This is a genomic window from Buchnera aphidicola (Cinara strobi) (assembly GCF_900560745.1).
Classification (GTDB): domain Bacteria; phylum Pseudomonadota; class Gammaproteobacteria; order Enterobacterales; family Enterobacteriaceae; genus Buchnera_F; species Buchnera_F aphidicola_AJ.
Map to the genome: position 1 here is coordinate 143,338 of NZ_LR025085.1, position 18,021 is coordinate 161,358.

An 18,021-nucleotide genomic window follows, 5' to 3' on the forward strand; every position below is an offset into this window, starting at 1 on the left:
ATTTTTACTGTTAATTATAGTAGATCTATTTAATTTAAACAATACTATATACATATTTAATTACTTTATTATAAAAAAATTAATTTTTCTAAAAAATAATTAATGATTTTTATTTTATATAAATAGTCTAATTTTAGACTAAATTATTATTTTTTATAAATTTATAGAACAGATAAAAAATAAAAATTTTTATTTATTTTAATTTATGTTGATTAACAAGCAGGTAATTTCTAATGACAGATGCTATTAAAAGAATAAAGCAACAATTACAAGACAATAATATTGTTATATACATGAAAGGATCTCCTGAACATCCTAGTTGTGGTTTTTCTTCTCAGGCTGTTCAAGCCTTATCATCTTGTACATCAAATTTTTTTTACGTTGATGTTTTAAAAGATTCTGATATTAGATTAGCTTTACCTAAATATTCGCAATGGCCTACTTTCCCGCAGTTATGGATTAATAAACGCTTAATTGGTGGATGTGATATTATATTGGAAATGTTGTATAATGGAGAATTATTAAAATTAATTCAAAAATATAATATAGATAGTTCATTATAAAAATAATTTTTTAAATTATACTCATAAAATATTTTAAATCTCATCGTATTTTTTACGGTGAGAGGTTTGTGGTGGCCAACCTCCTAATCTTTTCCATCGGTTTACTAGTTCGCAAAATAAATGTGCTGTTTTTTTAGTATCATATAAAGCTGAATGTGCTTGTGATATATCAAAAGGAATACCTGCAATTTGACAGGCTTTTGCTAAAACTGTTTGTCCGAAAATTAATCCACTTAGTGTTGCTGTATCAAAGGTGGTAAATGGATGAAAAGGATTTTTGATTATTCCAGATCGCTTGGATGCAGCCATTAAAAAATTATGATCAAAACTTGCATTATGTGCTACTAAAATTCCTTTCTTGCAACTATGTTCATCTATTTTTTTTCTTACTAGCCGGAAGATGTTTTCCAATGCATTTTTTTCGCTAATAGCCCCTCTGAGAGGGTTAAATGGATCGATTTTATTAAATTCTACTGATTCTTTTTTTATAATTGATCCCTTAAAAGGTATGATGTGAAAATGTAAAGTATCAGCTATTTTTAGCCACCCTAAATGATTCATTTTTAAAGTAACAATAGCAATTTCTAATAATGCATCTGTTTTTGCATGAAAACCGGCGCTTTCTATGTCTATTACTACAGGATAAAATCCTCTAAATCGATTATTGATAGTAAAACGAGTATCTTTTTTTATGGGCATGGGAATCTCAATTGCAGTGTATAGTAAATATTAAGTATTGTAAGTATTTTAAAAATATAATTTTATATGTTTAGCTTGATTTATATAATTTTATGAGATTAAATAATTTTTATTTTTTATTGAAAAATAAAACTTTTATTTTAGGATTAAATATTCAATAATACGATTTTTTTTTAATTTTTTAAATTATGTTAATATTATAGTAAATATTATTTTTAATAAAAGTTTTTTTTTAAGAATTTATTTGAATATATTAATCAAATAATCATTGATTCTTTAAAGGTATTTTATATATCTTTTATTTTTATTATATTGTTATTATGAATCATTTATTTTTATTTTATACTATTTAGTATAAAGATTTTTAAAAACGTTATTAGATGATTAATTGATTTTTTATATTAGAAATAAAAATAAGTTAATAAAAGATGATCATAATCAAGATTATGAGTATAATATGAATATATGATTTTATTAAAATATTTTTTAATATGTATAATTTTATTAATTACTTTGATTATTTTGAAGAGAAGGTTTTTTTGAAAAGAATAAAAATGATTGTAGGTTTAGGAAATAAGTCCAATCAATATTATAATACACGACATAGTGCTGGATTTTGGTTTATTGATGCAATAGCAAATTTTTATAAAACAGAATTAAAATTTAAAAAAAAATTTTATGGATATATTTCTTCTATTAAATTACATAATAAAATTATTTATTTATTACGACCAAATTTGTTTATGAATGTTAGTGGTTATTCAGTAAAAGCTGTATCTTTATTTTATAAAATCTCATTATCTGAAATTTTAATAGTACGAGATGAATTAAACATATTACCTGGATTTTTTAAAATAAAATATGGAAGATATCATAATGGGCACAATGGTATAAAAAGTATTATTAATAATCTTAAAAGTGGTAGTTCTTTTTTTCAGTTATGTCTTGGAATTGGTCGTCCAAGATTTCAAGAAGATGTTTCGAAGTATGTTTTAAGTGAACCTAATGATATAGAAGCAAAAAAAATTCATCGATTAATATTAAGATTTATTTTTTTTACTAAAGAAAATATATATAAGAAAGAATTTTTAAAAAGCAAAATTGTTCTATAAAAGAATCAAAAATTTTTTATTTTCTGTGTTGTTTTTATTTATTAATTTGATAGGTATAAATTATTGTGGTATATAAATTTGGTATTATAGGATTACCTAATGTAGGAAAATCAGCATTATTTAATAAAATAACAAAATTGAATGTTCCGTCAAAAAATTTTCCTTTTTGTACTATTAATCCAAATATAGGGATAATATCTGTTCCAGATGATAGATTAGAGAAAATTGCACATTGTGTCTCATCAACTACTATAGTTCATAGTTTAGTTAAACTAATTGATATTGCTGGTTTAGTTAAAGGCGCCTCTACTGGAGAAGGGCTAGGAAATCAATTTTTAGAAAAAATTAGAGAATGTCACGCTATTATACATGTAACACGATTTTTTAAAAGTAATAACATTACTCATATATATGAAAAGGTTGATCCAATTCGTGATGTTGAGATTATTAATTCGGAATTGTTATTATCTGATTTTTCTGTGTGTAATAAGATTATTAAGAAACTTTTAGTAAATAAAGCTCCTCATCAAAAAAATAAAGATTTAACAATTAATTTAATACAGCTGTGTATATCTCATTTACAGAGAGGTATATTCCTAAAAGATATAGCGTTTACAGAAGAAGAATTGGAAATATTAAAACAATTTCGGTTCTTAACTTTTAAGCCTATGATTTATGTTTTAAATTTAGAATGTAATTTAGATTGTAATTTTGATATAAGTAAATTTATTCAATCTGCTCAATTAGATCCATCTATTATTTTTCCTATTTTTGTAGAGAGTCTAGATAGTAATAATTGTAATACTGTGAATAAAAAAACACGTGTCAATAATATTGATATAATAAAGTATACTGATTGTAATGAAATTATTAAAAAATTATGTAATTTTTTAAATTTAAAGACTTTTTTTACAGCAGGAAAGAAAGAAGTACGAGCATGGATGTTTAAGTCTGGGAGTACTGTTCTTCAAGGAGCTCGATTTCTTCATACTGATTTTTTTAGAGGATTTATTAGGGCTCAGGTTGTTTCGTATCATGATTTTATACGAATGAAGAGTATTCGCTCTATTAAAGAGTGTGGAAAAATGCGAAGTGAAGGAAAAAAATATATTATACAAGACGGTGATATTATTCACTTTTTATTTAATATTTAAAATAAAATTTAAAGATAATTTATTTTATTTTCATTAGTAGTCATTTAGAGAGTAAATATATTTACCTCTCTAAATGGTTATTTTTTAAATTTGAGTTAATAGAAAGTTTTTTAATTTTAAAAAATTTGGCTTCATATGGTATGAAATATTTTTTAAATTAATTCTTGATTGTAAGGATTCTGGAAGCGATAACTTTATATTTAATGCTTTTTCTACAGTATCTTGAAATTTGGAGGGATGTGCTGTTCCTAGAAATAATCCGAAATTTTCTTTTGTAATATTTTTTTTTAGTATTCTATATGCTATAGCTGCATGTGGTTCTGAAATATATCCAATTTTATATAATTCCTTAAGTGTTTTAATAGTTTTTTTATCAGATACACTATCAGATATTAAATTACTTATATTCCATTTTTTTCTTTTAAATAGTTCTTCTACTCGCGGCCAATTATTAGGTTGACTGATATCCATAGCGTTTGAAATCGTAGATATTGTTTTTTTCGGATCCCAGATACCTTTTTTTAAAAATCTTGGAACAGTATCATTAGAGTTTGTAGCAGCAATAAAGGATTGAATGGGTAATCCTAGTGATTTTGCAATTAATCCTGCAGTTAAATTTCCAAAATTACCGCATGGAATAGAAATTACAATTTTATTATGATATTTTTCAGGTATTAATGCAAATGCTTCAAAATAATAACAAATTTGGGCTAATAATCTACTAATATTAATTGAATTAGCGGAATTTAATCCAATGTTTTTTTTTAATTGCTTGTCATTAAAAGATTGTTTTACTAAACACTGGCAGTCATCAAAACTTCCATCAATAGCAATTGTATGTATATTTTTTCCTAATGTACAAAATAATTTTTCTTGTAATGAACTAATTCTTCCTTTGGGATATAAAATAACAACACGAATATTATTCATGCAGTAAAATGCATGAGCTACTGCTGCTCCAGTGTCCCCCGAAGTAGCTGTTAATATTGTCATGGTAGAGTTTTTATTTTTCCAGTAAGATAGCATTTGAGCCATAAATCTTGCTCCAAAATCTTTAAAAGCTAAAGTTGGACCATGAAATAACTCTAAACAAGAAATGTTATTAGTAACAGGAATAATAGTAGGTTTTTTAAAATTAAACGCTAATTTTACTTGTTTTTTAAGGTTTGTAAATGATATTTCATCTGATATAAAGTGTGATAGTATATGTGTGCTTCTTGTAATAAAATCCATTTTTATTAAATCATGTAATACCTGTGAGTTAAATTTTGGTAAATATTTTGGAAAAAATAATCCTTGTTTTTTTCCTAACCCGTACTGAATAGCATCTAAAAAACTAACTTCTTCTTTTTTTTCTTTTAAATTATATAGTTTCATAATTAAACCTAGATTCTTCTAGCTCCTAATTTATCAATTTTGCAAATATATACAAATCCAGATTTATTGTTAATATAATTTTTTTCTAACCATATTTTTATTTTTTTTGCGATTTTTAGGTTTGAGCATATTGAAAATAAAGTAGGTCCAGAACCTGATATATGACACGAAAGTGCTCCTAATTTTTTTATTTCGCTTTTTATTTTTAAAAAATTTGGTATTAATGGAATTCTATACGGTTCTGCAATTTCATCAATCATGACTTGAATTGCTAATTCAGATTTATTAGTATGTAGCGCATGAATAAAAGTAGATAAATTGCGACTATTTTTAATACATATTTCTTTTTTGTATTTTAGTGGTAAAATTTTTCTTGCTATAGAAGTAGATACCGTGCTTCCAGGCCAAGCAATAACCCATAACCAATGATTGAATATAGGCAAATTTTGCGTTACTGGTGTTGTATCATCTGCAATTAATTGTAATCCACCTAGATAACATGGAGCTACATTATCATAATGAATTCCACCTGATATAAATCCTTCTATTTTTCCCATAATATTTATTAATTCTATTTGGGTTAGTTTTGTTTTATAAAATTTATTAAGTGCTAGAACGCTTGCTACTATAGAAGAGGCGCTTGATCCTAAACCCGATCCGATTGGCATATTTTTTTCTAACGTTATTAATACAGGTTTAATGATTTTTATTTTTTTATTAAAAATATTCCATGCTTTCCAGGTAATATTATCTTTCATATTGATAGGTAATTGATTGGAAAAATTTCCATAATTTTTTATTTTAAAAGTTTTTGATGATTGTACTGATACACAATCTCCTAACAAAGAACCGTCTATTGGCATAATAGCAGCCCCTAAAATATCAAAACCAACACCAACATTTCCAATAGACGCAGGTGCATAAATTTTTATCATTATTTTTTTAAACTCGCAATATTATAATATAATACGTAATAAATCAGAGAAAATACCAGATGCTGTTACAATATTCCCGGCTCCATATCCGCGTAGTATTAAAGGAATTGGGTTATAATATTTTGTATAAAAAACAAATATATTTTCTCCATTTTTTATATGATATAAAGGACTATTTTTTTTTACAGCATGTATTGTAACGCTACAAGCTCCATTTTTTTCAATAGTACCAATGAATCGTAATACTTTTTTTTCATTTTTAGCTTTTTTGACTTTTTCAAAAAATAAATTATTTAGTTTTTTTAATTTTGATAAAAATATTTTTTTATTACGTATTTCTTTAAAAGAGTCAGGTAATATTTTTTCTACTTTTATATCTGATAATTCTAATTTATATCCAGCTTCTCTTGCTAAAATCAGTAGTTTTCTTGCAACATCTGTCCCAATGAGATCATCTTTTGGATTAGGTTCTGTAAATCCTAATTTTTGAGCTTTTTGAACTGATTCAGATAATGTGTTTCCATGATCTAATTGCCCAAATATATATGACATGGATCCTGAAAGAATACCTTGAAATTTAATTAATTTATCTCCAGAATCCAGTAGATTCTTTAGATTATGAATAATCGGTAATCCAGCTCCTACGTGAGTTTCGTAAAAAAATTTTTTTTTATATATTTTAGCTGTTTCTCTAACTTGAAGATATTTAGAAAAGATAGATGCATTAGATTTTTTATTAGCTGTTATAATATGAAATCCAGATTTAAGAATGTAACTATATTGATTCGAAATGTTTTGGCTAGCAGTACAGTCTATTAAAATAGGGTTTATCAGACCATATTTTTTTGGAAAAGTTAAAACTTTGTCTAGATTAAAAAATTTTTTAGATTGGTTCAGCCTGTTTTCCCATGTATTTAAATCAATAGTATTTTTATTTAGAATATAATTTTTTGAATTAGCTATAAGATTAATATTGAGTTGTATGGATTTTTTTTCAAGTATATAATATTGATTTGAAAATATTTTTAATAATTCCTTCCCTACTCCTCCAACTCCGATTAAAAAAATATTAATTAATTTAATATTATGAATAATCAAGTTATGTATTTTTTCTATTATAGGAATAATTTTTTTATCTTTTAATACTATCGATAATGATATATCAGGTACATTTTGTGATATAGAAAATATCTTTGTGTTAAAACTTTGTACGATTAAACATATTTTTTTTAAAATACTAGAGTAATATTTTTTTATATTAGATCCAATTATAGATATAATACTAAAACCTTTTAAAGTAAAAATAGGTTTTAAGAGTTTTTTATCTAATTCTAATTGAAGAGTATTTTCTATTTTTTTTTGAGTAATTATTAAAAAATTTTTTTTTATATAAAAACTAACAGTATTTTCTGCAATAGAATTATTAAATAAATATGTAATAATGTTATTTGAAGATAAGCATTGAAGTATTTTATACGTAATATTGTTTATATTAAAATTTTTAGTTCCAAAAATTTTAATTAAAACAATTTTTTTAATATATGTAATCCCCTGGACTACGCTCGATCTATCTATTTTTTTATTTCTAATGATGGTTCCAGGATAATTTGGATTATTAGTATTTTTAATAATACATGGAATATTATTGCTTTTCAGAGGTTTTATTGAAAATGGATGTATGACTTTAGCTCCTAGCCATGATAAAGCTGAAGCTTCCCTATATGTTATTTCTGATATAATTTTGGCTGTTAATATGATATTAGGGTCAACTGTGTAAATACCATTGACATCTGTCCATATTTCACATACTTCAGAATTCATGCAGACTGATAATACTGCTGCAGAATAGTCAGATCCATTTCGTCCTAATAATACTAGTTCTCCTGCTTGGTTTCCTGCAATAAATCCGGGCATTAGAATAATATTTTTTTTTGAAATATTTATTTTTTTAAAAATTTTTTTTGATTTTTCTATTTTGACGATAGCATTAAGGTAATCGTTGGTAGCTACTATTGATGTTATAGGATTAATTTCGGTGATACTATATCCTTTTGTTTTTAATAACTCTTTCATTAAAATTACTGATATAATTTCCCCGGTACTAATTATTTGAGCTTGAATATTTTGGTTACATTTTTTAAGTAATTTTATTTTATCAAAAATATCATGTAGTTTATGAAATTTTTTATTTATTTTTTTGTATATCGTTTCTAGGGGGTATTGATTGTATGATTTATGAATGTCTTTTATTAATTTTAAAAAAAAATTTTTTATATAAATAAGTTCATCAACTGGATTTTTTATTTTTTTTATACATTTTTTTATGGATTTTTCTAATTTATTTGTAATAGTTGCTGGGGCTGATAATACAATTGATACTTGATCATTTTTAAATTTTTTGATAATTATAGAAGATACTTGTATAAATTTTTCTGCATTTGCAAGCGATGTCCCCCCAAATTTTAATGTTTTCATGCATTTAATCTCATTTAAAATGATTGTTTAGATTTTTTTTTAATGTTTTTAATGTTAAATTAACCAATTTTTACTATAATAGTGATAGTATTTTGATTTTTTTAAGTGATATGTGAAAATTTTAGAATAAAGTATTTTTATTTTTCAATGATATTCTTGATAAATAAATATATTGTTAAGAAATTTAATAAATTGTATCATATTTTCTAATATTTTTCTTTTTTTTTAATAAATTTACATTAAAATAATTAAATAAGAATAATTTTTATATGCAAGAGTTAATAATTTTTTAATTTTCAGGTAGGTATTTATTTGTAAAAATTTTATCTAGAAATTTTAAGCGTTCATTTGTAATGATATTTCAAGATTATAAATATTTTTTTAGAAAGGGTTTATGTTTCTTAATTTGTATAGAAATTTATTTTTATTTTTTTAATAAAGTTTATATAAATATATATTTAAGAAAAAATGTATTTTTTATTCAAAGAAAGTATAATTCTTTTTAGTTTTATTTGATTTTCTATTTTGGACCGCAAGTATAGCAATTCGAGTGAATAATAAAATATATTGTTTTTTATAATTTTTTTAGTTTTATTTTTTTTTATTTTTTCTATTTCTATTTGTAAGTTCCAGATTTTTTCAATTTTTAATGAAATATTTTTAGGTATTCCTATAGAAATTGAATATTTTTTTAGAATATAGTGCATAGAAAGAGAATATATTTTAAAATAATTCAGTGTAGTTTTAGTTGATAATATTTTTATATTATCAGTTAAAGGATACCATAGAAATAGTGAAAATAAAAATGATGGACAACGTATTTTCATAGAAGAATCAATTTTTTTTAGTCCGTATATAATAATATTTTTTAGAAATATTGAGTTTTTTTTACTAAGAGTTTTACATAAAAAAGGTAACAAGAAAGAGATTAAATAATATTTTTGTAACTGAATATACGTTAAATAGCCATGTCCAAAACAAAACAATTTTATTGACTCATTAAATAATCTAGCAGATGGTATTTTTTTTAAAAGGTGAGATAATTGTATAATTGGTTTTTCAGTTTTTTTATCTATATTCATGCGTAATCTTACTGAAAATCTAATGACTCGTAACATACGTACGGGATCTTCTTTATACCGTTTTTCTGCATTACCAATAAGTCGTATTTGTTTTGATTTTATATCTTTAATTCCTCCAACATAATCGCGAATTCCAAAATCTTGAATACTATAATATAATGCATTAACTGTTAAATCTCTTCGGTAGGCATCTTCTTCAATTTTTCCGAATGTATTATTAAGTAATAAAATTCTATTTTTTTTTTTTCTTGAATAGTTATATAAAAGTTTATTTTCAATATTTCGATTATGAGCTCTAAATGTCGATACTTCAATAATTTCACTTTTAAAGATTAGATGAGCAATAATAAATCGACGCCCTATTAATCGACAATTTTTAAATAGTTTTCTAATTTCACTAGGCCTTGCATTAGTAGCAATATCGAAATCTTTAGGTTTTTTTCCTAGTAATAAATCTCTAACCCCTCCGCCTACTAAATATGCTTCATATCCTAGCTTGTTCAGTCTGTATAATACTTTCATGGCATTTCTACTAATTTTTTTTTGGGATATATTATGATTTTTTTTTATAATAAGATTCATATGTTAACATCGATGTTATTGTTATGTTTGTATCAATTTTTAAAAAATAAAAATTATCTCTAATAAAATAAAATGTGATTTTTTAAAAAACATGACGCTTGTTCTATTTATTTGACTGATATGAAATATATAAATTATACAATAACTTAAAACATTATATTGGCACATATAGGGTATCTTGTCACCATATATTTTATGATGTTTTATAAAATATGCTTAAGATAAAAAATTTTTATTATTTTAATATTTCTTTGTTTAGAGTAATTTGAAATTTAGTGAAATTAATGAAAATTAAGAGATAAATATAATAATTTTTATTATTTAATAAATTATTTTGAATGAATGTTTACTTTTTTAGATAAAAAAATAGTTTTTCAGGGGTATTATTAGATTTTATAGATAGTGAGTATATAAATTTTATTAGATTAATAAATCATTTTTAAAATTATATTATTTATATAAATTATTTTTTTTTTTTTGCATAATAACTTTATAAGTTTTTAAGATTTATTTAATTAAGGAGTTATTTTTTTAAAAAAGTGTTTTATAATGTATTTTAAATATGATATATAATTTTATATAATATTGTTATTATCTGTTTAAAAGTTAAATTATATTATTTTTAATATATTGAATTTTTTATATTTTGGTTTTTATATGATTTACTCTTGGTAAAATTGAAGGTTATATTTTTATTAAATATAATATTATGAATTTTAATATTTTAATATTTTAGCGAATAGAACGTATTTGATATACCATAAGTTTTAAACTATAAAGAATATTATTGATAAAAATTTTTATGTCGTAAATCTTACATATAGAAAATTTAATATTTTTTATATCTTATTTAAGAAATATTTTGATAATAAAAACATTTTTAAATTAAATACTAGTTAATATTTTTATATTAAACAGATTTATTTGAGTGATAATTAGTTTTTTATTTATTATTTATAATAGGAAAATTTGATGAGGTTTGTTTGCGGGTTAGAATATGATGGTACCGTGTATTTTGGTTGGCAAAAACAGAAATCAGTTATTACTGTACAAGAATGTATGGATTTAGCGTTATCTACAATTGCTAATCATTCAGTATTTACTGTTTGTTCTGGAAGAACTGACCGGGGAGTACATGCTGTTATGCAAATTATTCATTTTGATACACATGCAATACGAAATAATCAATCTTGGTTAAATGGATTAAATTCTTTGCTACCTAAAGATATAACTGTTTTATGGATACAAGAAATTTCTTTTGAATTTCATGCTCGTTTTTCTACTGTATTTAGGTCATATCGTTATTTAATTTTAAATAAAAAATATCAATCTAGTTTTTTAAAAAATTATTACTTTCATGTAAGGGATCAGTTAAATATTAATAATATGAAGTATATGTCAAAGTTTTTAATTGGTTGGCATGATTTTTCTGCGTTTAAAAGCAGTGGATGTCAGTCTAAAACTTCTATTAAGCATGTGTATTCATTAGAAATATATTCTAATAATAATTTTATAATTATTGATATTACCGCAAATTCTTTTTTATATCATATGGTAAGAAATATAGTAGGTTATTTAATTACTATAGGTTTATCTAAAGGTACTATCAGTTATCCTAATACATTTGTAAATAACGCAGATCTCAAAAAAAAATATGTTACAGCGCCCCCACAGGGATTATATTTTTTATATGCACAGTATTCTAGACATTATCATTTACCTTAGAAATTTTATTTTTTACATCACGTAAATTTATTTGTAAAGTTTTCAGTAATTATTTTTGATATACGTACTTATATAATATAGAATATTAATGAATAATCTTTATTAAGAGATACATCTTATAATATAGTTATAAATTGATATAGAAATTAATTATGTTGATATAAAAACTTTTATTGATTGTTTATTTATTAAAATATATATTATCATTAAGATGATTTAAAATAATAATTTTTATGATAATAAAAACGATTAAAATATAAATTATTATTTACAATTAATATAGTATATATGTAAAAATATATAAAATTAATTATACTAATTTAACTGATGTATCATTAATATTGAGGATTGAAAAATTTTAATAATTAAATTAAATTATTTTTAAATAAATGTATTTGTTAAGTTTATTTTTTATATTTTGAATATTTTTTCATATAAAAATATTTACCTGGGTATTGATATACCAATTAAAAAATATATAGATATTTAAAGGTTTAGAATTATTGTTTCATTTTATATATCTTTTAATATACTTTATTAGCGAATATGAGATTTTAGTATGTTAGGAAAATTTATTAATAAGTTTTTTCTTAGTCGTAATGAACGTATTTTAAATAATTTAAGTAATCTTGTAATTAAAATTAATCTTTTAGAAAAAGATCTTATAAAATTATCTGATCAAGAATTGAAAAAGAAAACACATGAATTTAAATTACGATTAAAATATGGGGAAACATTAGATTTTTTACTTCCTGAAGCATTTTCTGTAATTCGCGAAGCTAGCAAAAGAGTATTTGGTATGCGTCATTTTGATGTTCAGATTTTAGGTGGAATTATTTTGCATCGAAAATGCATTGCGGAAATGCGAACAGGGGAAGGAAAAACTTTGACAGCCACTTTACCAGCTTATCTTAATGCTCTTTTAGGTAAAGGAGTTCATATTGTTACAATGAATGATTATTTGGCTCAAAGAGATGCAAATGAAAATCGTGTTTTATTTGAATTTTTAGGATTAACAGTTGGTATTAATATTTCAGGTATGTCACGAGAGGATAAAAAAAAGGCTTATTTAGCAGATATTACATATGGAACTAATCATGAGTATGGTTTTGATTATTTACGAGATAATATGGTTTTTTGTGGTACCCATAAAGTTCAAAGAAAATTGTATTTTGCTCTTATTGACGAGGTAGACTCTATTTTAATTGATGAAGCTCGTACACCATTGGTTATTTCTGGTCCTGTAGAAAACAGTAATATTTTATATAATCAAATTAATTCTCTTATTCCTTATTTAATACCAAAAAACAAAAAATATTCAAATACCATTTGTGTAGTAGGAGATTTTTATATAGATTATAAGCAGCGTCAAGTTCATTTAACTGAAATTGGGTTAAAAAAAATAGAAAAAATGTTAGTAAAATATAATTTTTTACCAAAACAAGAGTCATTGTATTTATCTAAAAATATTTATTTTATCCATCATATTCTTTTAGCGCTTAAAGCTCATTATATTTTTTTTAAAAATATAGATTATATTATACAGAATAAAAAAATTATTATTGTTGACGAGCATACTGGACGTATTATGCCTAGTAGAAGATGGTCTGATGGATTACATCAAGCAATAGAGGCTAAAGAAAAGGTTTCTATACAGAATGATAATCAAACACTAGCTACTATTACTGTACAGAATTATTTTCGTTTATACTCAAAATTATCTGGAATGACCGGTACAGCTGCAACAGAAGCTTGTGAATTTTATTCTATTTATAATTTAGATACTGTTATCATTCCAACTAACAAACCTATGATTCGTAATGATCTGTCTGATTTGATTTATCTTTCAGAAAAAGATAAAATTAATGCTATCATTTTAGATATACGTGATTGCGTGACTCGTCAGCAACCGGTTTTAGTAGGAACAGTTTCAATTGAAAAATCTGAAAAAATTTCAATTTTATTAAATAAATTAAAAATTAAACACAACGTTTTAAATGCAAAATATCATTTTCAAGAAGCAGAGATTATTGCAAAAGCTGGAGAACCAAAAGCTGTAACTATTGCAACAAATATGGCAGGAAGAGGTACTGATATTGTTTTAGGAGGTTTAGTAAAAGATTTATCGAATAAAGTATATTTAATGAAAAAAAATGATTTACTAAAAAAATCTTGGAGAAAAAAAAATCAATTAGTTATTCAATTAGGTGGATTGCGAATTATAGGCACTGAAAGACATGAATCACGTAGAATTGATAATCAATTACGAGGACGATCTGGAAGGCAGGGGGATCCCGGTTCTTCAAGGTTTTATTTATCACTCGAAGATTCGTTGCTACGTCTTTTTTCTTCAGATAATATTGTTAGTTTTATGAAGAAAATTGGAATGAAGTCAGGAGAGTCTATTGAACATCCTTGGTTAAGTAAAGCTATTGAAAGGGCTCAAAAAAAAGTTGAGAATCAAAATTTTGATTCTAGAAAGCAATTATTAGAATTTGATAATGTTGTTAATGAACAGCGATCTGTGATATATAATGAGAGAAATAAACTCATTAGTACGTCAAATATTCATAGTCATATTTTACGTATTTTGAAAGATCGAGTTCGATTTTGTATTAAACAATATATGTCTGGGAATTCAGTAAATATCGGAAGTTTTTTTGCTCTAGAAAAGGAATTAAAAAATAATTTTTATTTTATTAAATCAATAAATAAATTTTTAGAACATGATTCTACTTTATATGAAAATGTAGATAAATTAATTGATTTAATTGTTACAACTATACAGTTTAATTATAATCAAAATACTTCTATAGTTCCTGAAAAATATTCAAATATGATTGAAAGGTCAGTAATGTTACAAATATTAGATATTTTTTGGATAGAGCATTTAAATTCAGTTGAATGCTTAAGGTATAGTGTTAATTTACGTGGATATGCTCAACAAGACCCACAACAGGAATATAAACGAGAATCATTTTTTATGTTTCAATCCATGCTGGAGGCAATTAAAAATAATGTAATTAAAAGTTTAATTAATATTTTTTTTGTAGATTTTGAGCAAAAAAAAAGTATATATATTGATATTTTTGATCAAAAAGATTACGATTCTTTTCATTTATTAGTAATGAAGTCAATAGATATAACTTAATAATAGAAATTTTATTATTAAAATTTTTCAATAAAGATTAAGTGTTAAAAATTTTTATAAAATATTTTTAATTTTATTTATTTAATTTTTTTTAAAAAAATATCTTTAATAAATTTTAAGTATTATTCTTAAATAAATATTATTTTATAATTCTTTAGCCACATACATTAGTTATGTACTTTTAGTAAAGTTTTTATACATTACTTGTATATTTGAAATAATTTTTTTAGAAAATAAAATTTTTATTACATAGATATGTAGATTTGATTTAATTTTTAATATATATTTGTTTAGATAATTGAAAATATATTTTTATATAATATGGTTATTTTTTTATTTATGAATTATTATTGATATATACAAAAATATATTTTTTTATATATATAGTATTTTGACGTATGAATTAGAATTTTTAGTGTATTGTGACGATTTTAAAGATAATATTAAAAAAATGAATTTATTAACTTTGATAATATTTATACCTTAAAGGATTAGAAGCAATGTCAAAAAATATTTTTAGTGATTTTGATCCTATTGAAACTGCTGAATGGATAGATTCTATTAATTCAGTTGTAGAAAGACATGGAGTAAAACGAGCTTTATTTTTAATAAATAAACTTTTAAATACAAAAATTTTAAAAAATACTAACTTTTACCGATATATTGTTTCAGATTATGTTAATACCATTGATGTTGATAATGAACCTCAATATCCAGGAAATATTGATTTAGAAAACAAGATTTGTTCTGCTGTTCGCTGGAATGCAATTATGATAGTTTTACGTGCTTCTAAAAAAAATTTAGATTTAGGTGGTCATATTTCTTCATTTCAATCAGCAGCCATGATATATGAAGTATGTTTTAATCATTTCTTTAGAGCTCGAAATGAATTTGATGGAGGTGATTTAATTTATTTTCAAGGACATGTATCTCCAGGGATTTACGCTCGAGCATTTTTAGAAAACCGTTTAACAGAAGAGCAGATAGATAATTTTAGGCAAGAGGTTGGTGGAAAAGGGCTTCCTTCATATCCTCATCCTAAACTTATGCCAGATTTTTGGCAATTTCCATCTGTTTCTATGGGATTGAGTGCTATTTCAGCAATTTATCAAGCAAAATTTTTAAAATATCTAAAAAATCGGGATTTAAAGGATACTTCTAAGCAAACTGTTTATGTTTTTTTAGGTGACGGAGAAATGGATGAACCTGAATCGAAAGGAGCAATTACTATTGCTGCAAGAGAAAAATTAGATAATTTAATTTTTGTAGTAAATTGTAATTTGCAACGTTTAGATGGACCTGTAACTGGAAATGGAAAGATTATCAATGAATTAAGTGGTATTTTTTCTGGAGCTGGATGGCATGTTATTAAAGTAATTTGGGGTAGTCAATGGGATTATTTGTTAGAACGAGATTATGGTAATTTTTTAAAAAACCTAATGAATGAAACTCTAGATGGAGATTATCAAACTTTTAAATCGAAAAATGGCGCATATATTCGAAAACATTTTTTTGGTAAGTATGTTGAAACAAAAAAACTAGTAGAAAATATGACAGACGATGATATTTGGAAGTTACAAAGAGGTGGTCATGATTTTAAAAAATTATATTCTGCATTTTATTCTGCTAAATTAATAAAGAATAAACCGGTTGTTATATTAGTTCATACAGTTAAGGGTTATGGTTTAGGAAATTCAGTAGAAGGAAAAAATATTGCTCATCAAATAAAAAATTTGGATATTTTAGATATTCAAAACTTGAAAAGAGAATTAAATATATCATTAGATTCAGAATCCATAAGAAAATTATCATATATAAAATTTTCCATTGATTCCCCAGAATTTAAGTATATTCACAATCAAAGAAGAAAATTGAAAGGTTATGTGCCAACGCGTTTAAAAAGATTTTCTGGTGAATTAATTATTCCAGAGTTACATACATTTCATTCATTACTAGTTAATCAAGAAAGACCTATTTCTACTACTATAGCTTTTGTTCGTATACTAAATATTTTATTAAAAAATATTTCTTTAAAGGATCGTATAGTACCTATTGTAGCAGATGAAGCACGTACTTTTGGGATGGAAGGTTTATTTCGTCAAATAGGTATATATAATCATCAAGGTCAAAAATATACTCCAGCTGATCAGGATCAGTTGTTTTATTATAAAGAAGATTTTAAAGGTCAAATTTTACAAGAGGGAATTAATGAGTTAGGCGCTGGTTCATCTTGGTTAGCTGCTGCTACATCTTATAGTGTTAATAACTTTCCTATGATACCTTTTTATATTTATTATTCTATGTTTGGTTTTCAGAGAATTGGCGATTTATTGTGGTCTTGCAGTGATCAACAGGCAAGAGGTTTTTTAATTGGCGCTACTTCAGGTAGAAGTACTTTAAATGGAGAAGGATTACAACATGCTGATGGACATAGTCATATTTTATCTTTAACGATTCCTAACTGTATTTCTTACGATCCTACTTATAGTTATGAGTTAGCTGTAATTATTCAATCTGGTTTAAAGCGTATGTATGGAGTTAAGCAAGAAAATATTTTTTATTACATTACTACATTAAATGAAAATTATGTTATGCCTGGAATGAATGAAAAAATGATAGAAGGGATTTGTAAGGGAATATATAAGTTAGAGACTTATTCTGGAAAACAAGGTCATGTACAGTTATTAGGATCAGGATCCATCTTATGCTGCGTTAGAAAAGCAGCTGAAATTCTATTTTCAGATTATAATATCGGTTCAGATATATATAGTGTTACATCATTTACAGAAATTGCTCGTGATGGTCAAGATTGTGTTAGATGGAATATGCTACATCCTTTAAAAAATAAAAAAATACCATATATCTCTGAAGTTATGAATAATGCTCCAGCAGTAGCTGCTACAGATTATATGAAAGTTTTTGCAGATCAAATTAGAGCTTATGTTCCATCTAAGAAATTTTATGTGTTAGGGACAGACGGTTATGGTAGATCTGATAGCCGCGCGAAATTGCGTACGTTTTTTGAAATAGATGAATTTTATATTGTAAGCGCGGCGTTACATGTATTAGTTGAAGAAGGGACAATAGATCCCGGAGTACTTTTTACTGCTTTAAAGAATTTTAATATTGTTTTAGATGGATTAAATCCACGTTTTGCATAAAGAGA

Annotated in this window: 11 protein-coding genes; 6 read left to right on the forward strand and 5 right to left on the reverse strand. The window is 24.0% G+C overall.

Annotated features, from left to right (window positions below; translation table 11 throughout):
* Positions 1-233 precede the first annotated feature (233 nt).
* Positions 234-563 (forward strand): Grx4 family monothiol glutaredoxin, encoded by a 330-nt coding sequence (gene grxD, locus EAO23_RS00640; protein WP_158349015.1) that lies wholly within the window; start codon positions 234-236, stop codon positions 561-563.
* A 33-nt stretch (positions 564-596) separates the two neighbouring features.
* Here the strand turns inward: grxD and rnt are convergent, their stop codons facing one another.
* Entirely contained in the window at positions 597-1,262 is a 666-nt protein-coding gene (gene rnt / locus EAO23_RS00645; RefSeq protein WP_158349016.1) for a ribonuclease T, read from the reverse strand.
* 539 nt (positions 1,263-1,801) lie between these two features.
* On the opposite strand from rnt, the gene pth reads away from it, so the two are divergent.
* Both pth and ychF read left to right on the forward strand, forming a co-directional pair.
* Positions 1,802-2,374, forward strand: a complete 573-nt coding sequence (gene pth / locus EAO23_RS00650) for an aminoacyl-tRNA hydrolase (RefSeq protein WP_158349017.1) — start codon at positions 1,802-1,804, stop codon at positions 2,372-2,374.
* Between the two features lie 65 nt (positions 2,375-2,439).
* Positions 2,440-3,528, forward strand: coding sequence for a redox-regulated ATPase YchF (gene ychF / locus EAO23_RS00655; RefSeq protein WP_158349018.1), 1,089 nt, complete (start codon positions 2,440-2,442; stop codon positions 3,526-3,528).
* An 84-nt stretch (positions 3,529-3,612) separates the two neighbouring features.
* Here ychF and thrC read toward each other — a convergent pair whose 3' ends face one another.
* The 4 genes from thrC to pcnB form a co-directional block, all read right to left on the reverse strand.
* A complete protein-coding gene (gene thrC / locus EAO23_RS00660) occupies positions 3,613-4,905 on the reverse strand; it encodes a threonine synthase (RefSeq protein WP_158349019.1) in 1,293 nt (430 codons plus the stop codon).
* 8 nt (positions 4,906-4,913) lie between these two features.
* On the reverse strand, positions 4,914-5,840 hold the full coding sequence (gene thrB, locus EAO23_RS00665; RefSeq protein ID WP_158349020.1) for a homoserine kinase: 927 nt from the start codon (positions 5,838-5,840) through the stop codon (positions 4,914-4,916).
* 21 nt (positions 5,841-5,861) lie between these two features.
* On the reverse strand, positions 5,862-8,315 hold the full coding sequence (gene thrA / locus EAO23_RS00670) for a bifunctional aspartate kinase/homoserine dehydrogenase I (RefSeq protein WP_158349021.1): 2,454 nt from the start codon (positions 8,313-8,315) through the stop codon (positions 5,862-5,864).
* 458 nt (positions 8,316-8,773) lie between these two features.
* The gene (gene pcnB / locus EAO23_RS00675) at positions 8,774-9,979 is read right to left on the reverse strand and encodes a polynucleotide adenylyltransferase PcnB (RefSeq protein WP_158349022.1); all 1,206 of its coding nucleotides are present in this window, start codon (positions 9,977-9,979) and stop codon (positions 8,774-8,776) included.
* Between the two features lie 972 nt (positions 9,980-10,951).
* On the opposite strand from pcnB, the gene truA reads away from it, so the two are divergent.
* The 3 genes from truA to aceE all read left to right on the forward strand — a co-directional run bounded on the left by truA (position 10,952) and on the right by aceE (position 18,016).
* Positions 10,952-11,704, forward strand: coding sequence for a tRNA pseudouridine(38-40) synthase TruA (gene truA / locus EAO23_RS00680; RefSeq protein WP_158349023.1), 753 nt, complete (start codon positions 10,952-10,954; stop codon positions 11,702-11,704).
* Between the two features lie 559 nt (positions 11,705-12,263).
* A complete protein-coding gene (gene secA / locus EAO23_RS00685; RefSeq protein WP_158349024.1) occupies positions 12,264-14,855 on the forward strand; it encodes a preprotein translocase subunit SecA in 2,592 nt (863 codons plus the stop codon).
* A 500-nt stretch (positions 14,856-15,355) separates the two neighbouring features.
* Entirely contained in the window at positions 15,356-18,016 is a 2,661-nt protein-coding gene (gene aceE, locus EAO23_RS00690; RefSeq protein ID WP_158349025.1) for a pyruvate dehydrogenase (acetyl-transferring), homodimeric type, read from the forward strand.
* Positions 18,017-18,021: the final 5 nt, after the last annotated feature.

What these genes read in the sequence shown, in the direction of transcription:
- aceE (WP_158349025.1), top strand. Translation starts at nt 15,356, where the DNA reads ATGTCAAAAAATATTTTTAGTGATTTTGATCCTATTGAAACTGCTGAA.
- pcnB (WP_158349022.1), bottom strand. Translation starts at nt 9,979, where the DNA reads ATGAATCTTATTATAAAAAAAAATCATAATATATCCCAAAAAAAAATT.
- thrB (WP_158349020.1), bottom strand. Translation starts at nt 5,840, where the DNA reads ATGATAAAAATTTATGCACCTGCGTCTATTGGAAATGTTGGTGTTGGT.
- truA (WP_158349023.1), top strand. Translation starts at nt 10,952, where the DNA reads ATGAGGTTTGTTTGCGGGTTAGAATATGATGGTACCGTGTATTTTGGT.
- secA (WP_158349024.1), top strand. Translation starts at nt 12,264, where the DNA reads ATGTTAGGAAAATTTATTAATAAGTTTTTTCTTAGTCGTAATGAACGT.
- thrA (WP_158349021.1), bottom strand. Translation starts at nt 8,315, where the DNA reads ATGAAAACATTAAAATTTGGGGGGACATCGCTTGCAAATGCAGAAAAA.
- grxD (WP_158349015.1), top strand. Translation starts at nt 234, where the DNA reads ATGACAGATGCTATTAAAAGAATAAAGCAACAATTACAAGACAATAAT.
- rnt (WP_158349016.1), bottom strand. Translation starts at nt 1,262, where the DNA reads ATGCCCATAAAAAAAGATACTCGTTTTACTATCAATAATCGATTTAGA.
- thrC (WP_158349019.1), bottom strand. Translation starts at nt 4,905, where the DNA reads ATGAAACTATATAATTTAAAAGAAAAAAAAGAAGAAGTTAGTTTTTTA.